General features: G+C 65.6%; 18 protein-coding genes and 2 pseudogenes. 7 read left to right on the plus strand and 13 right to left on the minus strand.

Annotated features, from left to right (window positions below; translation table 11 throughout):
• Window positions 1-3 precede the first annotated feature (3 nt).
• The 4 genes from kduD to OKW40_RS07245 all read left to right on the plus strand — a co-directional run bounded on the left by kduD (window position 4) and on the right by OKW40_RS07245 (window position 3230).
• Window positions 4-774 (plus strand): 2-dehydro-3-deoxy-D-gluconate 5-dehydrogenase KduD, encoded by a 771-nt coding sequence (kduD, locus tag OKW40_RS07230; RefSeq protein ID WP_184067733.1) that lies wholly within the window; start codon window positions 4-6, stop codon window positions 772-774.
• 99 nt (window positions 775-873) lie between these two features.
• Window positions 874-1824, plus strand: coding sequence for a DNA-binding transcriptional regulator KdgR (gene kdgR / locus OKW40_RS07235; RefSeq protein ID WP_429488965.1), 951 nt, complete (start codon window positions 874-876; stop codon window positions 1822-1824).
• A gap of 695 nt (window positions 1825-2519) precedes the next feature.
• Window positions 2520-2906: a hypothetical protein gene (locus OKW40_RS07240; RefSeq protein WP_184067739.1), complete on the plus strand. Its 387-nt coding sequence runs from the start codon at window positions 2520-2522 to the stop codon at window positions 2904-2906.
• A gap of 75 nt (window positions 2907-2981) precedes the next feature.
• Entirely contained in the window at window positions 2982-3230 is a 249-nt protein-coding gene (locus OKW40_RS07245; protein WP_184067742.1) for a hypothetical protein, read from the plus strand.
• 45 nt (window positions 3231-3275) lie between these two features.
• On the opposite strand, the gene OKW40_RS07250 is transcribed toward OKW40_RS07245, so the two are convergent.
• The 4 genes from OKW40_RS07250 to OKW40_RS07265 form a co-directional block, all read right to left on the minus strand.
• On the minus strand, window positions 3276-4658 hold the full coding sequence (locus tag OKW40_RS07250) for an MFS transporter (RefSeq protein WP_429488967.1): 1383 nt from the start codon (window positions 4656-4658) through the stop codon (window positions 3276-3278).
• A 171-nt stretch (window positions 4659-4829) separates the two neighbouring features.
• On the minus strand, window positions 4830-5168 hold the full coding sequence (locus OKW40_RS07255) for an NIPSNAP family protein (protein ID WP_429488969.1): 339 nt from the start codon (window positions 5166-5168) through the stop codon (window positions 4830-4832).
• Entirely contained in the window at window positions 5165-6952 is a 1788-nt protein-coding gene (locus tag OKW40_RS07260) for an FAD-dependent oxidoreductase (RefSeq protein ID WP_429488971.1), read from the minus strand. The genes OKW40_RS07255 and OKW40_RS07260 overlap by 4 nt, the downstream gene beginning before the upstream one ends.
• Window positions 6953-6962: 10 nt before the next feature.
• On the minus strand, window positions 6963-7844 hold the full coding sequence (locus OKW40_RS07265) for an SDR family NAD(P)-dependent oxidoreductase (protein ID WP_429488973.1): 882 nt from the start codon (window positions 7842-7844) through the stop codon (window positions 6963-6965).
• 179 nt (window positions 7845-8023) lie between these two features.
• On the opposite strand from OKW40_RS07265, the pseudogene OKW40_RS07270 reads away from it, so the two are divergent.
• Window positions 8024-8915 (plus strand): annotated as a pseudogene (locus tag OKW40_RS07270) (helix-turn-helix domain-containing protein).
• 35 nt (window positions 8916-8950) lie between these two features.
• On the opposite strand, the gene OKW40_RS07275 reads toward OKW40_RS07270, so the two are convergent.
• Window positions 8951-10141, minus strand: a complete 1191-nt coding sequence (locus OKW40_RS07275; protein WP_429488975.1) for a 4-hydroxybenzoate 3-monooxygenase — start codon at window positions 10139-10141, stop codon at window positions 8951-8953.
• Between the two features lie 237 nt (window positions 10142-10378).
• A complete protein-coding gene (gene ilvA, locus OKW40_RS07280; RefSeq protein WP_184065926.1) occupies window positions 10379-11965 on the minus strand; it encodes a threonine ammonia-lyase, biosynthetic in 1587 nt (528 codons plus the stop codon).
• A 101-nt stretch (window positions 11966-12066) separates the two neighbouring features.
• Between ilvA and OKW40_RS07285 the strand changes: the two genes are divergently transcribed.
• Entirely contained in the window at window positions 12067-12348 is a 282-nt protein-coding gene (locus OKW40_RS07285) for a hypothetical protein (protein ID WP_429488977.1), read from the plus strand.
• Here OKW40_RS07285 and OKW40_RS07290 read toward each other — a convergent pair.
• The 3 genes from OKW40_RS07290 to OKW40_RS07300 form a co-directional block, all read right to left on the minus strand.
• Entirely contained in the window at window positions 12320-13585 is a 1266-nt protein-coding gene (locus tag OKW40_RS07290; protein ID WP_429488979.1) for a virulence factor family protein, read from the minus strand. The two genes, OKW40_RS07285 and OKW40_RS07290, sit on opposite strands and share 29 nt — an antisense overlap.
• Window positions 13582-16173, minus strand: a complete 2592-nt coding sequence (gene mprF, locus OKW40_RS07295) for a bifunctional lysylphosphatidylglycerol flippase/synthetase MprF (protein WP_429488981.1) — start codon at window positions 16171-16173, stop codon at window positions 13582-13584. Before mprF ends, OKW40_RS07290 begins: the two co-directional genes overlap by 4 nt.
• A 448-nt stretch (window positions 16174-16621) precedes the next feature.
• Complete coding sequence (locus OKW40_RS07300) at window positions 16622-16765, minus strand: hypothetical protein (protein ID WP_429488983.1); 144 nt, start codon at window positions 16763-16765, stop codon at window positions 16622-16624.
• A 228-nt stretch (window positions 16766-16993) separates the two neighbouring features.
• On the opposite strand from OKW40_RS07300, the pseudogene OKW40_RS07305 reads away from it, so the two are divergent.
• Window positions 16994-18398: pseudogene (locus OKW40_RS07305) on the plus strand (MFS transporter).
• Window positions 18399-18450: 52 nt separating this feature from the next.
• Here the strand turns inward: OKW40_RS07305 and OKW40_RS07310 are convergent.
• The 4 genes from OKW40_RS07310 to OKW40_RS07325 all read right to left on the minus strand — a co-directional run bounded on the left by OKW40_RS07310 (window position 18451) and on the right by OKW40_RS07325 (window position 21532).
• Entirely contained in the window at window positions 18451-18945 is a 495-nt protein-coding gene (locus tag OKW40_RS07310) for a DUF421 domain-containing protein (RefSeq protein ID WP_429488985.1), read from the minus strand.
• An 89-nt stretch (window positions 18946-19034) separates the two neighbouring features.
• Window positions 19035-19700, minus strand: a complete 666-nt coding sequence (locus OKW40_RS07315; RefSeq protein WP_429488987.1) for a glycosyltransferase — start codon at window positions 19698-19700, stop codon at window positions 19035-19037.
• Window positions 19697-20302 (minus strand): SAM-dependent methyltransferase, encoded by a 606-nt coding sequence (locus tag OKW40_RS07320; RefSeq protein WP_184056645.1) that lies wholly within the window; start codon window positions 20300-20302, stop codon window positions 19697-19699. The genes OKW40_RS07315 and OKW40_RS07320 overlap by 4 nt, the downstream gene beginning before the upstream one ends.
• 33 nt (window positions 20303-20335) lie before the next feature.
• Window positions 20336-21532, minus strand: a complete 1197-nt coding sequence (locus tag OKW40_RS07325; protein ID WP_429488989.1) for an acyl-CoA dehydrogenase — start codon at window positions 21530-21532, stop codon at window positions 20336-20338.
• Window positions 21533-21621: the final 89 nt, after the last annotated feature.

The raw sequence follows: 21621 nt of genomic DNA on the forward strand, positions 1-21621 counted from the left end.
AACATGAGTCCGAACACAGTGAACACTTTCGATCTGACCGGCAAAGTCGCCATCGTGACCGGCAGCAACACCGGCCTCGGCGCCGGCATGGCCGTCGCGCTCGCCGCGGCCGGCTGCGACATCGTCGGCGTCAGTCGCGCGGACGCGGGCGCGACCGCCGCGCGCGTCGAGACGCTCGGGCGCCGCTTCGCCGACGTGCGCGCCGATCTCGCGTCAACCGTTTCGGTCGACGACATCGTGCGCGCCGCGCTCGAAGCGTTCGGCCGCATCGACGTGCTCGTCAACAACGCAGGCATCATCCGTCGCGAAGACGCGCTCGAGTTTGGCGAAGACGACTGGGACGCGGTCATGGACGTGAATCTCAAGAGCCTGTTCTTCCTGTCGCAGGCCGCGGCGCGTCAGTTCGTGCGCCAGCAAAGCGGCGGCAAGATCATCAACGTCGCGTCGATGCTGTCGTTCCAGGGCGGCATCCGCGTCGCGTCGTACACCGCATCGAAAAGCGGCGTGCTCGGTCTGACGCGACTGCTCGCGAACGAATGGGCCGCGCGACGCATCAACGTGAACGCGATCGCGCCCGGCTATATGGCGACCGCGAACACCGCGGCGTTGCGCGACGACGCGCAGCGCAACGAGGAGATACTCGGCCGCATTCCGGCCGGCCGCTGGGGCGTGCCCGACGATCTCGCGGGGCCGGTGGTTTTTCTCGCCTCGTCGGCGTCGGACTACGTGCATGGGCATACACTGGCGGTGGATGGCGGCTGGCTCGCGCGCTAGGGACGGCACAAGCTCGCCACGAGTGCGCGCGACGCGCTATGCTCTCGCGCCGGTGAGCATCGGCTCGATGCGGCAGCGGCGAGTTGGCACAGACAGGGAATGACGGACATGGCGGCAACGGGAACACCCAGGAATACTGCGAGGAATATTGCGAGGAACACTGCGCGCGACAAGACGCTCGACAAGGCGCTCGATAAGACCCGCGGCAAAGCCCGTAAGGAACCCGCCGGCGCAGCGTCGCTCGATGCGGACAGCGGTGAGCGCGGCGAATCGGCGTCGTCGATCGGGCGCGTGTTCGCGATTCTCGGCGCGATCGGCGACACCGGACAGATCGGCATCAGCGAGCTGTCGCAACGGCTCGGCATGTCGAAGACGACCGTGCATCGTGTGATTCAAACACTGAAGGCGCTCGGCTACGTGACCCAGGAAGTCGAAACCGAACGCTATCGGCTGACGATCCGTCTGTTCGAGCTCGGCGCGAAAGCGCTCGAAAGCGTCGATCTGGTGCGCGAGGCCGACATCGAGATGCGCCGCATCGGCCAGATGACGCGCGAAGCGGTACACCTGGGCGCGTTCGACGACGACGCGATCATCTACATCCACAAGATCGACGCCGACTACGGACTGCGCATGCAGTCGCGGATCGGCCGACGCAATCCGCTGCATAGCACGGCGATCGGCAAGGTGCTGCTCGCATGGATGGACCCGGCCGACGCGCGTGACGTGCTCTCGCACATCGAATTTCGCAAGTCGACGCAAAAAACCTTGACCTGCGCCGAAGCGGTGTTGAGCATCCTGCCGCGCGTACGCGAGCAGGGCTACGGCGAGGACAACGAGGAGCAGGAAGAAGGCCTGCAATGCATCGCGGTGCCCGTGTTCGACCGCTTCGGCCGTGTGATCGCCGGTCTGTCGATTTCGTTTCCGACGATGCGCTGCGGTGCCGACACGAAGCAGCATTACGTCGCGTTGCTCAAAGAGGCCGGTCTCGCGATTTCGACGCGGCTCGGCTATCGCGAAGCGACCGCCCCGGAGCCCGCGGCCGCGCAGTAGGTTGCGCGCGCGATGCGTTTTTACCTATCCCACCGAAGCTTAAGACAAGCTGATGACGCCACAGGTGTAGCGTCTTTCCATCAGGCTCGCCCGAGCTCACTACCGAACTTCTTACCTAGTCTGCAACCGAATGTATCTGCGCCGCATACATATGCCGAAAATCGATGCGCTTCTTTTTTCAGCAATCGAGGCGCCGAACCTTCGCTTCGAATCCATGCTTCGTCTGCCATTGAATGCGGTTTTTTTCATAGACCCTTCAAGGGTTTGACCGCGCGCTTGACAGTCGCCCGGCATTTCGACCCGTAAGCCACGGCGCCTTCCCTCCTCGCTCATCGCACTCGCATCGACGTTTCGGCGCGAGCGCGGATCGACACGTCCTGTTACACACAAACACACCGGTAATCGCGCCGCTCAGTAGAGTTCGGTTCAAACGAAAGCGGATCAGATGAAACGCTTCGCACGACAGGCACTTGCATCACAGATTTCAGGGAGCAACATCATGAAAAAAATCCTCGCATTGGTCATTCTTGCCGCCACGCTCGGTGGCGCGTTGAGCGGCTGCATCGTCGTCCCTGACGATCATCCGCATCATGACCACTACTACGAACGTTATTGATCGGGCCATCACGCGCAGTAGGTGCGCGTCCGGCTCGCCACTCCATCGCAGACATCCACACAACAAACAGAGAACAATCATGAGTCTTTCACGCAACCGCTGGGTATCGTTGACCGTCGTCGCGGGTCTCGCGATCGGCGCATCGACGGCCGCTTTCGCGCACGTCGATGTCGGCGTGAACATCGGCGTGCCGGGCATCGCGGTCGCGCCCGCCGTGGTCGAGGCTCCGCCGCCCGTCTATGTGCAGCCCGCGCCCGTCTATGCGCCTGCGCCGCCTCCCGCAGTCATAGTCGCTCCGGGCTGGTACGGCGAACGCTACTACGATGGTCATCGCTATTGGGAGCGTCGCGAGTGGGAGCGTCATCACAACGAATGGCGCGATGCACGCGGACCGCACGGCGATTGGCACGACAACGGCTGGCACGGTCATGGTCATGACCATGACGATCGCGGGCATGACCATTGATAGACGGCAGGTGGCGTCCATCGCGCCAACGTGTCGCGCCTGCATTCGCGCCACCCCTTTGAAAGGAGCGACGACGTGCTACGCAATGATCCGAGACGAGTAACCGCGCAGGTCGACGGCGCGCACATTTGCGCCGAATACAGCGAGCTGACCGGCCAGCTGTGCCTGCGCCAGGACGGCACGCTGGTGCGCGAATGGTTTCCACCGCATTCGTGGATGGCGATCGCGTCGGTGGCCGGCGCGCGCCACTGGGGCACGCGGCCAACCGACGACGAATTGCTCGCGCTGCTGCACAACGAAATGGCGTTGCTGCGCGCGCCCTGAGCGGTCGCGCGTTGTTCGAGCGTAGCGGCACGCCCGACGCCGCGCTCATTCGATCGCTATGGCGCCGACGTTTTCATCGACCGATGCGTGATCGAGCGGCTCGCGCCGCATCATCAGTACCACCCCGCCCGCCGCGATCACGGCCGGCACCGCGAGCAGGCTGAACACGGCGCCGAAGTGCCAGCCGAGCCCCATCAACGCCGCACCGACGAGCGCGCCCGCCACGCCGCCGACCCGGCCGATTCCCAGCATCCACGCCACGCCCGTCGCGCGCGCCCGGGTCGGGTAGAAGCTCGCCGCGAGCGCCGACATCGACGTGACCGCGCTGGTCGCGACCGTGCCGGTCAGGAAGATCAGCGTCCCGAGCCAGACCTGATGGCCGACGCCCCGCCCGACCAGCAACACGAGCGCGCCGACGAGGACATAGGTGAACGCGATCACGCGATGCCCGGCGAAGCGATCCATCACCCAGCCGACGCACAGATTGCCGAGGATGCCCCCGAGCGGAAACAGCGACGTCATCAATGCGGCCTTTTCACCGGAGAAGCCGGTGTCATTGCACAGCGTCGGCAGCCAGTTGGTCAGCAGATAGTAAATCAGTAGCCCCATGAAATAGGCGAGCCACAGCATCAGCGTGCCGAAGCGGTAGCGCGTCGACAGGATGATCGCGAGCGCCCCTTGCGAACGTGCGTCGCCGGTATTGCGGCACACGTCGACCGCGAAAAAACGGCATCCGTCGAAGCGGTCGTGGGGCGCGATGCGTTGCAGGATTCGCGCGATCCGTTGGTCGGCGCGCTTACGCACCGCGAGAAATTGCGCCGATTCCGGCAGAAACAGTATCAACATCACGCTCAGCACGAGCGGACCGGCACCGCCGGCGACCAGCACGCTCGGCCAGCCGAAATGCGGAATCAGCCATGCGGATGCGAGACCGCCGATCGCGAGACCGCCTGAAAAGCCGCAGAACATCGCATTGACGGCGACCGCGCGAATCCGCGCGGGTGCGTACTCGGCCATCAGCGTGACCGCGTTGGGCATCGCCGCGCCGAGACCGAGGCCGGTGAAAAAGCGCAGCAAGGTCAGCGATTCGATCGAGCTCGCGCGGGCCGCCGCGAGACTCCACAGCCCGAAGAAGAACACCGACAGCACTAGCACCGTCTTGCGTCCGATGCGGTCCGCGCAGGGGCCGGCCGCGAGCGCGCCGATGCCGAGTCCCACCAGCGCCGCGCTCATCACCGGGCCGAGCGCGCTGCGCGCGATGCCCCACTGCTGCACGAGCGACGGCGCGATGAAGCCGACCGCGGCGGTATCGAAACCGTCGGCGGCGACGACCAGAAAGCACAGCACCAGAATCGTCCATTGAAACGGCGAGAAGCCCTGTCCGTCGATAAAGGCCTGCACGTCTACACTGCGTTCGGAGCGGCTCATGTGCGTGCTCCTTTCAACTGGTTCATTGCGATGTCTCCTTGAGATGAAGAGGTGTTTTCTTATTGTTCGAATTGCTGTTCAACACGCGGACGCCGCGACGGTGGTCGCGACCGTGCTTGCGAGCGTCGCGCTGTCCGTTCGTTCATGCCTGTCTCCTCCTCGAACGGGCGGCTAGCGCAGCATCGCCAGCGTCCTGAAGTCGACTCGCCTGATGATGCGGCTCTCCTGCGCGACGATCAGATGCGCGGACGCCTGCAGATACGCGGGCCACTCCGGATCGGCATCGCGCGCGGTGCGGCGCTGATCGTAGTCGCCGATGCTCTCGTAGCCCCACAGATGCACGACCTGGTTCAGCACGCCGATATCGCTCATGTAAAAGCCGACTGGCGCGCCCAGATACTTGAGCTGAATCGGCATCGCGAGCCGGTCGAAAACGTCGATGAACTCCGCCATGCCGCGCGGCCGGATCGTGTAGATGCGATGATCGACGAAAGGTTTGCCTTGGCTCATGTGCCGGTCCTCAATACGGTTTCGGCTGCGCGGGGGTCCGCGTTGCTTGCGCTCTTCGCGCTGTTTGCGCTTTGCACACTCGCGCCCGCGAGATGACGGCCAGTGATATAGCCGAACGTCATGATCGGCCCGAGCGTGATACCCGCGCCCGGATAGTTGCCGCCCATCACGCTCGCGCGATCGTTGCCGACCGCGTACAGGCCGGCGATCGGTGCGCCTTTCACGTCGAGCACTTCGCCGGTGACGTTCGTCGAGATGCCGTCGAAGGTGCCGAGATCGCCCATCACGACCTTCAGCGCGTAGTACGGACCGTCGCCGATCGGCGCGACGCACGGGTTCGGCTGGTGCTCCGGGTCCCCCAGATAGCGATTGAACGACGTCGTACCGCGGCCGAATTCGCGATCTTCGCCACGCACCGCGTCGGCGTTGTAGCGCTTCACGGTCGCCTCGAGCGCCGTGCCGTCGAGACCCGCGTTGCGCGCGAGTTCCGCGAGCGTGCGGCCCTTGCTCAGATAGCCGTTGCGCAGCAGCGGGCCGAGCGGCACGGGCGCCGGCTTCGCATAACCGAGCCCGTATTTGCGGATCGTCGCGTGATCGCAGATCAGCCACATCGCGGTTTCGCGTTCGTTCGCGCAGGCCTCGATCATCGCGGCACCCACGTCGTGATACGAATTCGCTTCGTTGGTGAAGCGCTTGCCCGCGCGCGTCACGCCGATCACGCCAGGCTTGTAGCGATCCACCAGATGCGGAAACACGCCGACGCTGCCGTCGCTCATCGGCACGCGCGACACCGGCATCCATGCGGCTGGCTGCGGAAAACGGATCGCCACCCGCGCACCGAGACGTTCGGCCATGCCGACGCCGTCGCCCGTATTGCCGCGCGGCACCGGCGACAGGTGTTCGCCGCCGCGCCGCAGATGCGGATACGCGTGGGCGATCCGTGCGACGTCACGCGAGAAGCCGCCGCACGCGAGCACCACGCCGCGTCGCGCGACGATGCGCATCTCGCCTTCCGGTCCCGCGACGAGCGCGCCGGTGACGCTGCCGTTCGCCACGGTCAGCTCGCGAGCGGCCGTGTTCGTATGGATCGGAATGCCGAGATCGAGCGCGGACTTCGCGAGCCGCGCGGCGAGCGCGTTACCGCTCGTGATCTGCACGCCGCGCCGGTACAGCGCAAGATCCTTCAGATGGCTCGCGAGGCGCTTCGCGACGTACAGCGCGGAGGTGAGCGAACGCGTCGCATTGAAGAAGTGCTTCAGGTCCGCGTTCGACGAGTTGAACATCATGCCGATGAACGTGATCGTCTTCAGCGGCGGGCGCAATCGCGAGATGTCCTGGCCCAGCGCGCGCGCATCGAACGGCGCGGCGACGACCGAGCGGCCAATGTCGACACCGCCGCCCACGTTCGGGTGATAGTCGGGATACAACGTCGGCACGAATTTGACGGTGGTTTCGCGCTCGAAGAAGTCGAGCATCTCAGGGCCCGTGTCGAGAAACGCGTCGACGGCGGCGGCATCGAAGCACGCGCCGGTTTCGCTGCGCATATAGGTCAGCGCCGCTTCGCGCGTATCGCTGACGCCGTTGCTGTTTGCGTGACGGTTGCCCGGAATCCACAGCACACCGCCTGAAAACGCGGTCGTGCCGCCGAAGAACGGCTCCTTCTCGATCACGACGACATCGAGACCGTGTTTGCGCGCGGTGATCGCGGTCGACAGCCCTCCCGCACCCGAACCGATCACGAGCACGTCGCACGTGAGTGTTGCGCCGCGTGTTGCGTTGGTCATGATGGTCTCCTTACGCTCGGACCTGGCGGTCGGCCCGGGTGGCTTGCGCGGCCTGGTTGGCTTCGAAGCCGGGACGCGGCACGAGGTCCATCAGCATGCTTTCGAAGCCACCATCGACGACGACTTCGGCGCCGTTCACATAGGCCGCGCGTTCGCTCGCGAGAAACGCGACGACATCGGCGATATCGTTCGGCTCGCCGATCCGGCGGCTCGCGGTCATCGCGCTGCGCCGGCGTTCGATATCGCCGTGCTCGTAGAACGCCGCCGACAGCGGCGTGCGGATCATGCCCGGGCACACGGTATTGCTGCGAATACCGCGTGGTCCCCACTCCGCCGCGATCTGCTTCGACAGCATCGTGACACCGGCCTTGCCCGCGCTGTAAGCGCCGCTATAGGTTTGCGGATGATGCGCGGCCACCGACGCGACATGCACGATTGCGCCAGCGCCGCGCTTCAGCATGCGTTGACCGAATTGCTGCGAGCACAGCATGTAGCCGGTCAGATTCACGCGCAGCATCGCATTCCATGCATCGAGTCCAATCTCTTCGATGCCCCCCGGCCGCAACAGGCCCGCGTTGTTCACGAGCACATCGGCGACGCCGAGGCGCGCTTCGAGCTCCGACACCGCGCCGCGCACGCTATCGATGTCGCCGATATCGCAGGCGAGCGCCAGCGCGTCGACACCGCTCGCGTTCAGCGCTTGCGCGACGTTACGGCACTTCTGCTCATCGCGATCGAGCAGCGCCACGCGTGCGCCAGCGTCGCCCAACACCTGAGCAATCGCGCTGCCGATGCCGCCCGCCGCGCCGCTCACGACGCAGACGCTGCCTTCGAGCCCGAGCCAGTGTCGCGCGTTGGCGGGTGTGTCGCGCCGATCTTTCCGTTGATTCATTTGCTTAGTCCTCCCGATCTCCATGTTCACGATCGCGGCGAGCTTAGGTTGGCCGGCTTCACCAAACTGCATCATTCGACCGCGTCTTCGATGGAAAAAAGTATAGCCACGCGGTTCGGGACGAAATTGGACAAAGGCAGCACATCGCAGGACAATTCGAACATTGGAGACAAAACCGCATGAGGAATATCCCTAACTACGATCTGTACGGAGAGTCCGCGCGGCCGCCGTGGTACGACGCGTTCAATTTCGAATGGATCGTCGAGCGCAGTCGTCCGAACGACTGGCATATCGCCGCGCACCGGCACGATGCATTGCTGCAGATTCTCTATATCCGCAGCGGTTCGGGCCACGTGCTGATCGAAAGCGAAAAGCTCACGATCGACGCGCCATGCCTGATCCTGATTCCAGCGCAAACGGTGCACGGTTTCGTGTTTTCGCCGGAGATCGACGGGCTCGTGATTACGGCCGCGCAGCGCGCGCTGGAGTCGATTTCGAAAGCAGTGTCGCCGGGCCTCGTGCCGGTGCTGCAACGGCCCGCGCTGATTCCACGTGCGGCCCGCGGTCGGCGAGCGCACGTTGATGCCCTTGTTCGGTTTGCTGGAGCAGGAATTTCGCGGCAGCGCGCGCGGCCATATCGCCGCGGGCATGTCGCTGATGATTGCACTTTTCGTGCAGGTCGCCCGGCTGACCGATGCCGCGTCGAGCGCGGGCGCGACCGTCAACGACCGGCGCGCCGCACAGATCAAACGGCTACGCGAACTGATCGCCACGCATGTGCGCGAGCATCTGCCAATCGATTTTTATGCGGAAAAATTGGGGGTGACCGCGGCGCAACTGGGGCGCATCTGTCGTGAGGAGCTTGGCCATTCGCCGCTGTCGCTCGTCAACGATCAGTTGATACGCGAGGCGCAGCGCGATCTGGTCTACTCGGGTTCGAGCATCAAACAGATCGCGCATGCGCTCGGTTTCGAAGATGCGGCCTATTTCAGCCGCTATTTCCGCAAGCAGACCGGCGTCACGCCCAAGGAGTTTCAGGCGGCCGCGCACCGGGATCTGTCGATCAATTAGCGATCCCGATGATCGCGCGGTGCTTGCAGTAGCGCTTACAGCTGCGCCTGCATCTGCGCGCCGGCGACGCCGACGTAGTTCTCCGCCAGTACGGTCGCGGCCGTGCGCGACGTCGTCACGTACTCGAGCTCGGCGACCTGCAGTTGCTGCTCGAACGCCGAAGCGCCTTCGATACGATGCAGCATGCTGGTCATCCAGTACGAGAAGTGCTCGGCGCGCCAGATGCGTTTGAGCGCGGTTTCGCTGTAACGGTCGAGCAGATCGGCCCGGTTTTCCTTGTAGAACGCATCGAGCGCCTTGCTGAGCACGTTCACGTCGGCGACCGCGAGGTTCATACCCTTCGCGCCAGTCGGCGGCACGATATGCGCGGCGTCGCCAGCGAGGAAGAGGCGCCCGTACTGCATCGTCGTCGACACGAAGCTGCGCATGCCGACGATGTTCTTCTGAAAGATCTTGCCGTCGATGATCTTGTGGCCTTCGTCCGAATCGGCGCGCGCATGCAACTCGGCCCAGATGCGATCGTCGGACCAGTTGTCGACCGAGTCCTTCGGATCGCACTGGAAATACATGCGCTGGACGTTCGGCGAGCGCGTGCTGATCAGCGCGAAGCCGCGCTCGTGGCGCGCGTAGATCAGCTCGTCCGACGATGGCGGGCCTTCGCACAGAATGCCGAACCAGCCAAACGGATAGACGCGCTCGAAATCCTTGCGCAGCGTCTGCGGGATCGCCTGGCGCGACACGCCTTGCGAGCCGTCGCAGCCGATCACGAAGTCGCATTGCAGTTCGTGCTCCGCGCCTTCGTGGCGATAGCGGATCGACGGCTTATCGGTATCGATGCCGCGCACCGACGTCTCCGATACGCCGAAACGCAGTTCGGCGCCCGCGGCGACGCGCGCCGCGACTAGATCCTTGATTACTTCGTGCTGGGCATAAACCGTGATCGCATGACCGGTGAGGTCGGTCAGATCGATGCGGCGACGCTTGCCTTCGAACGCGAGTTCGAAACCGTGATGCAGCGCGCCTTCGGCTTTCATGCGTTCGCCGAGACCGGTTTGCGTCAGCAGGTCCATCGTGCCCTGCTCGAGCACGCCGGCGCGAATCGTCGATTCGATCTGATCGCGCGTGCGCGTTTCGAGCACGACCGAGTCGATACCGCGCAAATGAAGCAGATGGGAAAGAAGCAGGCCAGCGGGCCCTGCACCGATGATGCCGACTTGGGTGCGCATGTAGTCTCCTGAATGCGGTGATGAAATTTGCGCTCAGTGTGACGATCGCGACGCCTATCCCGCAATGCGATATAGCGGATAGGCCGTATCGCGCTGCGCGATAGAAGGTGTAAGGCGGGAGCCGGCGCCGCGCGGATGTTTCGGCCGCAAACGCAAGACTGGCGGGGTTTTCCGCCGATTTGGACGACCCGCGGCTCGTGCTGCGGCATGGCGTGCCCTCAGGTAAACCCCGATCCGCTAAACGAGCTTCAATTCGCCAAGAAATAGTCGATAGACCGGATTTTTTGTCTCTTCCCAGCACGGATAGCCGAGCGTTTCGATGAAGCGCTCGAACGCCGCGTGGTCGCTCCCGGGCACCTGAATGCCGACCAGAATCGAGCTGTAGTCCGCGCCCTGGTTGCGGTAGTGGAACAGGCTGATGTTCCAGTTCGGCGCCATCGACGACAGGAATTTCATCAGCGCGCCCGGGCGTTCGGGAAACTCGAAGCGAAACAGTCGTTCGTCGCGCGCGAGCGGCGAGCGGCCGCCGACCATGTAGCGGATGTGCTGCTTCGACAGTTCGTCGAAGGTCAGGTCGACGGTGGCAAAACCGTGCGCTTCGAAGGCGCCGGCGATCTGCGCCGATTCGCTGCGATTGCGGATCTGCACGCCGACGAAAATATGCGCCGAGTTCGCGTCGGCGATCCGGTAGTTGAACTCGGTGACGCTGCGCGTGCCGAGCAGCTCGCAGAAGCGCCTGAAGCTGCCGCGCTCTTCGGGGATCGTCACCGCGAAGACCGCTTCGCGCGCTTCGCCCACTTCCGCGCGTTCGGCGACGAAGCGCATGCGGTCGAAGTTCATGTTCGCGCCCGACGTGATCGCGATCAGCGTCTGGTTCTCGATGCCTTCCCGTTCGGCATACTGCTTGGCGCCGGCCACCGCGAGCGAGCCCGCCGGTTCGAGCACGCTGCGCGTGTCCTGGAACACGTCCTTGATCGCGGCGCACAGCGCATCGGTGTTCACGAGCAGCACTTCGTCGAGATATTCGCGGCACAGACGGAAGGTCTCTTCGCCGACGAGCTTCACCGCGGTGCCGTCGGAGAACAGGCCCACTTCGTTCAGCGTCACGCGCTCGCCCGCCTGCAACGACGCGGCCATCGCGCACGAATCATCGGTCTGCACGCCGATCACCTTGATCTCCGGGCGCACCGATTTCACGTATGCGGCGACACCGGCCGCGAGACCGCCGCCGCCGATCGGCACGAAGATCGCGTGAATCGGCCCTTGGTGCTGGCTGAGGATTTCCATCGCGACGGTGCCCTGGCCGGCGATCACGTACGGATCGTCGAACGGATGCACGAAAGTCAGGCCGCGCTCTTCCTGCAGCTTGACCGCGTGACCGTAGGCGTCGCTATACGACTCACCGAACTGCACGATCTCGACGGTCGGCCCGCCATGCGTGCGGATCGCGTCGACCTTGAGCTGCGGCGTCGTCACCGGCACGACGATGATCGCCTTCACGCCCATGCGTGCCGCCGATAACGCCACGCCCTGCGCATGATTGCCCGCCGACGCGGTGATCACGCCGCGACTGAGCGCCTCGGCCGGAATATGCGCCATCTTGTTGTATGCGCCGCGCAGCTTGAACGAGAACACCGGCTGGTTGTCCTCGCGCTTCAGATAGACCGGGTTGCGCAGCCGCGCCGACAGGTTCGGCGCGCGTTCGAGTTCGGTCTCGCGCGCCACGTCGTAGACGCGCGCGGTCAGGGTCTTTTTCAGGTAGTCGTGGGACGGCGCGACGCGCCCGGCCGCTGCGGCGGCCTGTTCGAGTTCGTTTAACAGCACGGCAAGCTCCTGGGTGGCAACATTCGATGCAACAACGCATCAACGGCGATCGACATCGAACGATAGCAATCGCGGCATGTTCGCCAGGAGGCAGGCAGAGAATGAACCTGAAAGCGGACATAAAAAAACCCGCCTCGTTTGGCGGGTTATGTGTGACTGCAAGTCGACGCGCGCTAACCCACCATTCGATGAATGATGCTAATAATCAGCGCAATACGGATGTCGAGGCAGTTCATGTCGGCGATCTTCGTCGACTCGGCAAGCTTTGTCAATCTCCGCGCAGTGCGGCAGTGCCAGACAAGAAAAACGGGGCGCACCGGCAAGCGCGCCCCGCTGAGACGACCAACACTGACATCAATCGCGCACGCCGCTCTGCTTTTTGAATGCCGCGAGAATGCGTTGCTCGAGCGCGTTGTAATCGCGGCCAAAGTGATGATCGCCGGTCGTGCGGATGACTTCGACGCCGGTCTTGTCGAGCGCCGGACACAGCGTGTCGGTCTCGCTCTCGCCATAGAAGCATTGAACGATCGACGGCGGCACATGCGTCAACTCGGGGCGCACGTTCAGCGCCTTGTCGCTCGCGGGCATGCCGAGCCAGCCGCCGACGCGGATCTGGAAATCGGCGTCGGGCGCGAAGCCGAGCAGCGAAATCAGCGACACCTTATCGCGCTGCGCCTGCGGCAGACGGTTATACGCGAACGGCAGCACGTCCGCGCCGAACGAATAGCCGATCAGCGCGATATGCTGCGCGTGCCAGCGCTCGCCATAGGTTTGCATCACCCGCGCGAGATCGCGGCTCGTTTGCGCGGGCGGCTTCTCGCTCCAGAAATAACGCAGGCTGTCCCAGCCGACCACCGACACGCCATCTTTCTGCAGTGCCTGCGCGATCGTCTTGTCGAGATCGCGCCAGCCGCCATCGCCGGAAATCACGATCGCCATCAAGCCGTTCGGATGCGCGGCCGGCAATTCGATCAGCGGCAGGTCGGACACGTCGTCGGCACTGATCGAGACCGGCTGCAGATGCGGCGTCAGCAATGCAACGAGACGCGCGCGATCGGCATTGCCCGTGCTCGCCTTTTCGACGAAGCCCGGTACCTTGTCGCGAATCACGGTCGGGTCGGGCGGACACGGCTCGAAGCGCGCGTCGAGCGTGTGATCGGCGTCGACCGACACCGCGCCCGCGATCGTATTGGACGGCGCCTGCTCGAGCACGTGCATCGCGAGCGTCGCGCCCTGTCCCGTACCCGCGACGATCGGCGCGAAGTAGCGGCTCGACTGCGATTGCCGTTCGAGCTGATGGCTGAGCGCCTCGGCATCGCCCACCAACTGATGACAGGTTTCCTTTTTCGCGGAAAGGTTGGCCGCGTAGTGCGCGGTATCGACGCCGACCGTCATCGCGCCCGCTTTCGCGAGCGCATCGGCGCTCTGCTGATCGGCTGCGCTCCAGCCGCTTGCCTGCGAATACAGCACGACGAAGCCGCGCAGCGGCCCCTCGGGCTGCGTCACGCGCACGTCGCCATAGCGGCCGCCTGGCACGGTGGTGGTGGCCGCGTGCGCGAGCGCGCCGCAACTCAGAACGCTCGCCGCGACGGCGAGCCGGAACAACGGATGCAATGTCATGAACGCCGGCCTCCTGCCAGCAGCGACAGGTCCGCGAGCGTGAAGAACACGCCCGAACCGGATGCCGCGAGATAACGCGGCTCCCAGCGCGGCTGGAACTTGCTCTTGAAAGCACGCAGTCCGCGGAAGTTGTAGAAGCGGCCGCCGAAGCGCCACACGATGCCGGCCAGCCGATGCCAGCGTGACGCGAGCGGCGTCGGCTGCACACCGGAGAGCGGCGCAATGCCGAGACTGAGCGAGCGGAAGCCCGCCTCTTTCAGATGCAGCGCGAGCTGCGTGAACAGATATTCCATCGCATACGGCGACGCGCTTTCGACGTGACGCATCACGCCGACGGTCGCCTCGGTATTCATATCCGTCGTCATGAAGGTCACGAATGCGACCGGCTCGCCGTTCTGGCGCACCAGCATCACCGACTGCGCGGCCAGGTATTCGTCATGGAAAGCCGCGACCGAGAAGCTCTTCTCGCGCGCGTCGCGGCTGTCGAGCCAACCGTCGGAAATGCCGCGCAGCGTTTCGAGCGAGGCCGGCACATGGGCCTGATCGATCACTTCGACGCTAAAGCCGTCGCGCTCGCCGCGCTTGAGCGCATAGCGCAGATGCGCGCGATGCGAGCCCTTCAGATCGAAGTCGTCGAGCACGACGTGCGCTTCCTCGCCGAGCTTCATCAGCGTGAGGCCAGCGTCGAGATACAGCGGCAGCGCATTCGCGCGCACCTGGTAGAACGCGGCGCGACCGCCATGTGCATGCGCAAGCGCGACGAACTTGCTGATGAGACCCGCCCACTCTTCGCGCGGCCCCACCGGATCGTGCAACGCGGCCCACGTGCGGCCGTATTTCGCGTACATCAGGAACGCCTCGCGCGACTCCGAAAACAGGAAGCTCTTGTCGCCCATCAACGCGAGACCCGCATCGCTGCGTTCCTGCGCGCGCACGATGCGCGCGGCGTCGTGCAGATCTTCGGGCGCCGGCTTCACGAAGCGGCCCGGCGCCGGACGCAGCAATTGCCAGAACGAGAAGGTCGCGGCGAACACGCTCGCGGCGAGCGTCGCGCGCAGCGCGCGCGGCGCGCGCTCGTCGAACGCGAATTGCCACCACAGATCGCCCGTGTACGGCACGTCACGGAAAGCGAACAGCATGACCCACGTCGCGAGCATCAGCACCATCGCGACCGACACGAGCCAGCCGGCCGTGAAACGCTCCGCGAACAGCGACGAATGACGGTTGAAGCGCTTGCGCGTCGCGAGCAGCAGCACGATCAGCATGCCGAGCACACTGGCTTCGACGAACGCGAGACCCTTGGTCAGCGACAGCGCGAGGCTCAGCAACGCGAGCGCGAGCGTCATCCACCATGCCGCATCGAGCCGCCGCAGCAGGCCGCGCGCGACGAACAGCAGCAGCACGCCGAGCACGCTGCATAGCATCTGCGAGCTTTCGAGCACCCACAGCGGCACCAGGTCGCGCAGCATATGAATGCGCTGCCAGAACGCCGGCGTCGCGCTCGAAATGACCAGCATGCCGCCGACCACGAACGTGACGAGGCTCAGAAACAGCGGCGCGAGTTCCGACACGCGCTCCGCCTGCAACATCGACAGACGATTCTTCAGCGCGCGCCCCTCGAAGCCCGCGAGCAGCGCCGCGGAGACGATCAGCGGCACGCCGAAATAGATCGCGCGATACGCGAGCAGCGCGGCGACCATCTGATGCATCGGCACGCTGCCGCTCAGCGTGAACACCATCGCCGCTTCGAACACGCCGACGCCGCCGGGCGTATGGCCAATCAGGCCGAGCAGCATCGCGGCCGCGTAGACGGTGATGAAGCCGACGAAGCTCACGTTCGCATGCGGCAGCAATGCCCACAACGCGAGGCCCGCGGCGACCACGTCGAGCACCGCCAGCGCAACCTGCGCGAGCAGATCGCGGCGCGCGGGAATATCGAACGAGAGCCACTGCCAGCGCGTGCGGATCGGCCGGGTTTGCCGACGGCACGCGGCCGCGGCGAGCGCCAGCGCGAGCAGCAGCGCAGCGCCGCTCCAGCGCAGCGCGACTGGCGACAGATGCAGCATCGGCGCGAGCTGGCCCGCCATGCAGACCATGCCCAGCGCGGTCATCAAGACGAGGGCGAGCGCGAGCGACACGCTCGTAAACACCGTCATGCGGCCGATCTGCGCGGGTGTGATGTTCGCGACGCCGTACACGCGCGCGCGCACCGCTCCGCCCGTCAGCGCGCCGAAACCGGTCGCATTGCCGAGCGCCGAACCGGCCGTCGCGCCGACCCACAGCGCCGCGCGCGGCACGCTCGCGCCGAGATAGCGCAGGCCGACCGCGTCGCGCCCGACCAACGCGACGTAGCTGAGCGCGGTCGCGCCGAGCGCACCGCTCCACTCGCGCGCCGACAGCTGGCGCAGTTCGCGGATCACCGAACGGTAATTCACTGCCTCGGACAGATGCTGCAGCACGACCAGCAGCAACCCGCAAATGACGAGCGCGAGCACGGGCGACAGAAGGCCCCGGCTGCCAAGCGCTTTCGATGCACGGCCGAGCAGCGCGGGGAGGCGCTCGAAGCTGTGTTGAAGTCGGTGGAACATGGTCAATGCGGGCCTTGCGAGGAGCGGTCGCGGCGACGGGTCGTCACGCGCGGTATCGCCTGTGGCGGCGATTACAAAGTGATAACGGCAAAACGTGCAAAAGGTTGACAGCATTAGCAATTTTGCCGTCGGTTCACCTGCGCGTCGCGTGTCAAAAGCGCGCGATTGTAATGCTTCCTCGCGTGATGCGAGGCATCGGGCCGGCGCAACCGCGGCATCAAGATCACGGCTGGGCGTGCCGTCATCAGGAGCGGAAGCACGATATCAGGAAGGGAAACGGCGATGGCAGCCCGGAATTGGCTGACGGCGGGCGTCTATCTGGTGGGACTGGGGAAGCGACTCGCTGAACGTGCTCCGCTTGACGGGGCCAGAAAGCACGATGCCCGCTACTCGAGCGGGCATTGACATGACAGCAGGGGCTTGCGAGGCCCGCGCGGGAAACTCGCGCTTAGTTCGGGCGACGGTACGATTCGGCGATCACTGCGCAGTTCTGCAGATGCAGGTTCAGCGCATGCAGCGCCAGCGCGCGCAGCTTGCCGAAGAACGTGTTGGCAGCGGGGGTGGAACGGACGGCATTCGATGCGGTGTTCATGGCGACTCCTGATCAGGGTTTATACCTACGGAATAACCCGATTATAGCGATCTCGTGCCGCAGCGCAACAAAACAATATTTTTTGGCGACGTCGCGATGCCAACGTCGCGTACCGGATACGGAAAATTCGTAAAGGGGCCGCATCGGTCGTGCAGGTATTAACAATCCGCACCGTACAGGTGCATAATGCCCCCTTTGCCTGCGACGCTTCGCCGCAGGCTCGCCGATATGACCGTCGCCCAGACCCAAAAAGCTCTGATTGCGCCTCTTATCGTCGCGTGCGCGATGTTCATGGAAAGCGTCGACGCCAACGTGATCGTCACCGCGCTGCCGGCCATGGCACGCGATTTCGGGCGCGATCCGGTCACGCTGAAGATCGCGGTGACAAGCTACGTGCTCGGGCTCGGCGTGTTCATCCCGGTATGCGGCTGGCTCGCCGACAAGTTCGGAGCGCGCACGGTATTCCGCACCGCGATCGGCGTCTTCGTGACGGGCTCGCTGTTGTGCGCCGCGTCGAACTCGCTTGCCACTTTCACGGTTGCGCGTTTCATCCAGGGCGTCGGCGGCGCGATGATGGTGCCCGTCGGGCGCATCATCATCTTTCGCGTGGTGGAGAAAGCCGACTTCATCCGCGCGATGAATTACCTGAGCGTGCCCGCAATGCTCGGCCCCGCCGCCGGTCCGCTGCTCGGTGGCTTCATCACCACGTATCTGCACTGGCGGCTGATCTTCTTCATCAACGTGCCGATCGGCATTCTCGGCATCTATCTGACCAATCGCTATATCGCCAATACGCGCGAGCCCGACCCCGGCCCGCTCGACTGGATCGGCTTCCTGCTGTCGGCGGCGGGCGCGGTGCTGCTGTTGCTCGGCTTGTCGCTGGTCGGCGGCGAACTGATTTCGAATACGGACGCGTTCGGCATGTGCGCGCTCGGCGCGGCGCTGCTCGCGATCTACGTCGCGTATGCGCAGCGCGTCGCACTGCCGCTTCTGGATTTGCGTTTTTTCAAGGTGCCGACTTTCCAGGCGAGCGTGCTCGGCGGCTCGCTATTTCGCATCGGTCTCGGCGCGTTGCCGTTCCTGCTGCCGCTGCTGCTGCAGGAAGGCCACGGCATGAGCGCGTTCCAATGCGGGGCTGATCACCTGCGCGTCCGCGTTCGGCGGCATGTTCATGCGCACGATCGCCTCCACGGTGCTGCGCCGCTTCGGCTTTCGCCAGGTGCTCGTGTTCAACGCCGCGCTATCGGGCATTTCGATCGCCGCGTGCGGGCTGTTTTTCCCGCACACGCCGACGTGGATCATCTGGGTCGTCGTGTTGCTCGGCGGCTTCTTCCCCGCGTTGCAGTTCACGAGCCTCAATTCGCTGACCTACGCGGAGATCGCGAGCCGCGACGTCGGCCGCGCGACGAGCCTCGGCAGCGTCGTGCAGCAGATGTCGCTCGGCCTCGGCGTGACGGTCGGCGGCATCGTGCTGCAGATTTCGCGCGCGCTGCATGAGCATCCGAGCATCACCTGGTCGGATTTCTGGCCCGCGTTTCTCGTGGTCGGGCTATGCTCGTTCGCGTCGATTCCGGTCACGCTGCGCCTGCCGCGCGGCGCGGGCGCGGAGATTTCGCGAGGCGGGCGCGGCTGAGCCGGCTACCGTGTCCCCGCGCGAGCGCCCCGCTCTTCACGGGTTCGGGCGCTCACGCGCGCTTGTGAATCACGCTCACTTCGCCATTGCGTTCGAGAATCGCGGCGGCCACGTCGTCCATCGAGCGCGAGCCGGTTTTCTGCCGCACGCTTTCCTCGATGTCGGTGCGCGTGACGAGCGCCGCGTGCATTTCGTTCGCGTGGAACTTGCCGTCGCTGAACACCTCGCGCTCGGCGCCGCCCACCAGCAGCTCGAAGCGGCGCGAGCGTATGAACGACCACGCGAGCACCCGGTGACACACGACGATCGCGAACGACGCGACCACGGTCGCGATAAACGGCGACGCACCGACGATCGCGCGGCTCAGCGTCGCGCCGAGCAGAATCACGACGACCGAATCGAACGGCGAGCGCTGCCCGAATGAACGGCGCCCCGATACACGGATCAGCGCGAGCGCGATCACGAACACGGCGATCGAGCGCATACCCATCTGCAACGGATCGAGCTCCCTGCCTTGGCCGAATAGAACGAAAAACGCGTCCATCATGTTCGCCCTCCCCGCGGCGGATTGCCGTGCGAATGTTCTGGTGTCCGGATAGTTGCGAGCGAGACGAGCCCGCGACGCGTCGCCGTCGCTCAGGCCAGCGCGCCATCCGTCGCCCATGAGATGAGCGTATCGCCGAAACCGCCGCGCACGCGGGCCACGGTACGCGCGCTCGTGGTCACGCGCGGCGCGGCGCTCCACGCGATGCGCGCGCCAGTCGCGATCAGGCGATCGACGAGCGCGGCATCCTCGCTGCACTTGAGCGCCGGAAAGCCGCCCGCGCGCCGATAGGCGTCGGCGGAAACGCCGAGATTCGCGCCGTGCACATGACGATGTCCGTCGGCGTCGACATACGTCTTGCGAAAATATTCGCGCACGCTGTGCGGATGCGCGCTCCAGTCGTCGACGGCGATCGAGCCGCACACCGCATCGGCGCCGAGCGCCAGTTGCGCGGCCAGCCAACCGGGCGACACGCGGCTGTCGGCATCGGTAAACGCCAGCCAGCGCGCGCCGTGCGCGAGCAGCAGCGACGCGCCGAGCGCCCGCGCGATCCCGACGTTGCGCGCCTTCAGCGTCAGCGTCTGCACGCCGTAAGCGCGCGCGATCGCTCCGCTGAAATCGCTGCACGCGTCGAGCGCGACGACGATCCGCACCTCCTCGCCGGCGAGCGCGTCGTGTCGCGACGCTTCGAGCAAGGCCGCGAGGCACCGTGCGAGCAACGCCTCTTCGTTATGCGCGGGAACGATCACGCCGATCATAGAAGCCCCTCGCGCTGCGCGACCGAACGTGCGTCGCGCGACCACACGTCGATCAGCAAGTCGGCTTCGTCGTGATGCGCGAGACGCGCGAGACCGCAGCGCGCATCGAATAGCGCGTGCGCATGGTCGGCGGATTCGCGCGCTTCGGCGAACGGCCGGCGCCAATGACAGGCGAGCAGCGTGCCGTCCGCCGTCAGCGACCCGGCGATCCGCGCGGCCAGCGTTTCGAGCTCGCCCGCGTCGAGGTAGTACGCGAACTCGCTGATCACGATCAGATCGAACGGCCCGTGCTCCGTCGGCCAGTCGCGCGGCACCCTGCGCTGCTCGATCCGCACGTTCGATGCGCCCGCCATGCGTTCACACGCAAGCTCGACGGCGCGCGCGTGCAGATCGGCAGCGAGCAGCGCGTCGCAGCGCGTCGCGAGCCCGGCCGTCAACTCGCCGTTCGCGCAGCCCGGTTCGAACGCGTTGCGATAGCGCGCCCGCGGCAGCAACGCGAGCGTCAGCGAACGCTTGCGGCGTTCGTACCAGCCTTCGCGCAAACGCCACGGATCGTCGCTGCGTCGGTAGAGTTCATCGAAGTACGGCGCCGTCGAGTTCATCTCAGCGATCCTCCCAAGGCAGGGGGAAAAAAGTCATGGCGTCCACGGCGCGAGTGTTTGCGAAGACGCCTGATGCGATGCCGGCGCGGCAGTCGTGTCAGCGGCCTCGACGAGCCGTTCGCCGAGCGCTGCGAGGTCGCGTTCCGCGTGGCTTTGCCGCAGAAACACCGGCAGGTCAGCGAGCGCCCGCGCGAAGCGCGCGTCGCGGCACAACGGGCCCGCGCCGAGCGCGCGTGTCGCGTGCTCGATCACGGCGCTCGCGGCCTGCTCGACGGCCAGACGCGCGCGCAACACGCGCGTCGCTGCATCGGCCGACGGCTGCGCGTCGATCCACGCGGCGGTTTCGCGCAGCAGCGCGGCGGCCGACTGCAAGGCGACATCGGTCGCACCGAGATGAGCGAGCCGATGCGCGTCCGCGTGCCGGGCGCACGCGTCGCGCAGCGTGCGCGCGATCTGCGCGGCCGCGCCGTACCAGCACGCGGCGATACCGGCGCCGCCATGCCAGAAGCCCGCGCGGCGCAGATACGCATGCGGCGCACCGACGAGCGTCGCCACGGTGTCTTTGAACGTGACATCCGCGCTCGCGGTCGCCTGCATGCCGACGGCCTGCCACTTCGATGTATCGATCGAGATCGAGCTCTGGTCCAGCGCGAGCGCCGCGAGCACGGGCTCATCGTCGCGCCATGCGCTCACGAGCGCATGGGTGAGCGCCTGCGCGCCGGAGCACCAGGCTTTGGTGCCGGACAGGCGCACCTGCGCGCCCTCGCCGGCAACGGTCTGGATTCCTTCGTCGATGGCGCGCACCCGCGCGTGCGGCGCTTCGGCGGCCCACACGCCCCAGCGGCTTGCCGCGGGCGGCAGCGGACCATTGAGCTCGGCGAGAATCGCAAGCGCATCGGTATGGCCTTCGAACAGTTTGACGAGGCCGAGGTCGCATGCGGCAACGGCGGCCAGCGCGCGCCAGCGCACCAGCGTCTCCCCATGCCCCGGCCATGGCAAGGTCGGCGCGCGATCGTAGCCGCGCTCGATCAGATCAGCGAGCAGTGCTCCGAGGGCAGCGGGATCGTTCGCATCGAAACGCGCGTCGCGCAGAAAATCGTCGAGCGAGATAGCAGGCTTGCCGGGCTGCGGCGCGCGGGCGCTCGCGCGTAGTGCGCGGCCACCGTGTTGATTTGAGACCTGCCGTGACTGGGCCTTGAAGCTGGCCGCGTGGTCGCGCGTGTCGAGCATCGTGCCTCCCTGCACCGGTTAGATCCACGGCCCGCCGGGCGGCGGCGGACTGGAACGTATGCAGAGTCGCAGCAAACACCGTGCCCCGG

This window comes from Paraburkholderia sp. RAU6.4a, assembly GCF_050435625.1.
GTDB lineage: Bacteria > Pseudomonadota > Gammaproteobacteria > Burkholderiales > Burkholderiaceae > Paraburkholderia > Paraburkholderia tuberum.

Bases quoted from the DNA above. Each gene is read 5' to 3' on its own strand.
- kduD (WP_184067733.1), top strand. From the start codon at position 4: ATGAGTCCGAACACAGTGAACACTTTCGATCTGACCGGCAAAGTCGCC.
- kdgR (WP_429488965.1), top strand. From the start codon at position 874: ATGACGGACATGGCGGCAACGGGAACACCCAGGAATACTGCGAGGAAT.
- OKW40_RS07240 (WP_184067739.1), top strand. From the start codon at position 2,520: ATGAGTCTTTCACGCAACCGCTGGGTATCGTTGACCGTCGTCGCGGGT.
- OKW40_RS07250 (WP_429488967.1), bottom strand. From the start codon at position 4,658: ATGAGCCGCTCCGAACGCAGTGTAGACGTGCAGGCCTTTATCGACGGA.
- OKW40_RS07255 (WP_429488969.1), bottom strand. From the start codon at position 5,168: ATGAGCCAAGGCAAACCTTTCGTCGATCATCGCATCTACACGATCCGG.
- OKW40_RS07260 (WP_429488971.1), bottom strand. From the start codon at position 6,952: ATGACCAACGCAACACGCGGCGCAACACTCACGTGCGACGTGCTCGTG.
- OKW40_RS07265 (WP_429488973.1), bottom strand. From the start codon at position 7,844: ATGAATCAACGGAAAGATCGGCGCGACACACCCGCCAACGCGCGACAC.
- OKW40_RS07275 (WP_429488975.1), bottom strand. From the start codon at position 10,141: ATGCGCACCCAAGTCGGCATCATCGGTGCAGGGCCCGCTGGCCTGCTT.
- OKW40_RS07285 (WP_429488977.1), top strand. From the start codon at position 12,067: ATGAACCTGAAAGCGGACATAAAAAAACCCGCCTCGTTTGGCGGGTTA.
- OKW40_RS07290 (WP_429488979.1), bottom strand. From the start codon at position 13,585: ATGACATTGCATCCGTTGTTCCGGCTCGCCGTCGCGGCGAGCGTTCTG.
- mprF (WP_429488981.1), bottom strand. From the start codon at position 16,173: ATGTTCCACCGACTTCAACACAGCTTCGAGCGCCTCCCCGCGCTGCTC.
- OKW40_RS07300 (WP_429488983.1), bottom strand. From the start codon at position 16,765: ATGAACACCGCATCGAATGCCGTCCGTTCCACCCCCGCTGCCAACACG.
- OKW40_RS07310 (WP_429488985.1), bottom strand. From the start codon at position 18,945: ATGATGGACGCGTTTTTCGTTCTATTCGGCCAAGGCAGGGAGCTCGAT.
- OKW40_RS07315 (WP_429488987.1), bottom strand. From the start codon at position 19,700: ATGATCGGCGTGATCGTTCCCGCGCATAACGAAGAGGCGTTGCTCGCA.
- OKW40_RS07320 (WP_184056645.1), bottom strand. From the start codon at position 20,302: ATGAACTCGACGGCGCCGTACTTCGATGAACTCTACCGACGCAGCGAC.
- OKW40_RS07325 (WP_429488989.1), bottom strand. From the start codon at position 21,532: ATGCTCGACACGCGCGACCACGCGGCCAGCTTCAAGGCCCAGTCACGG.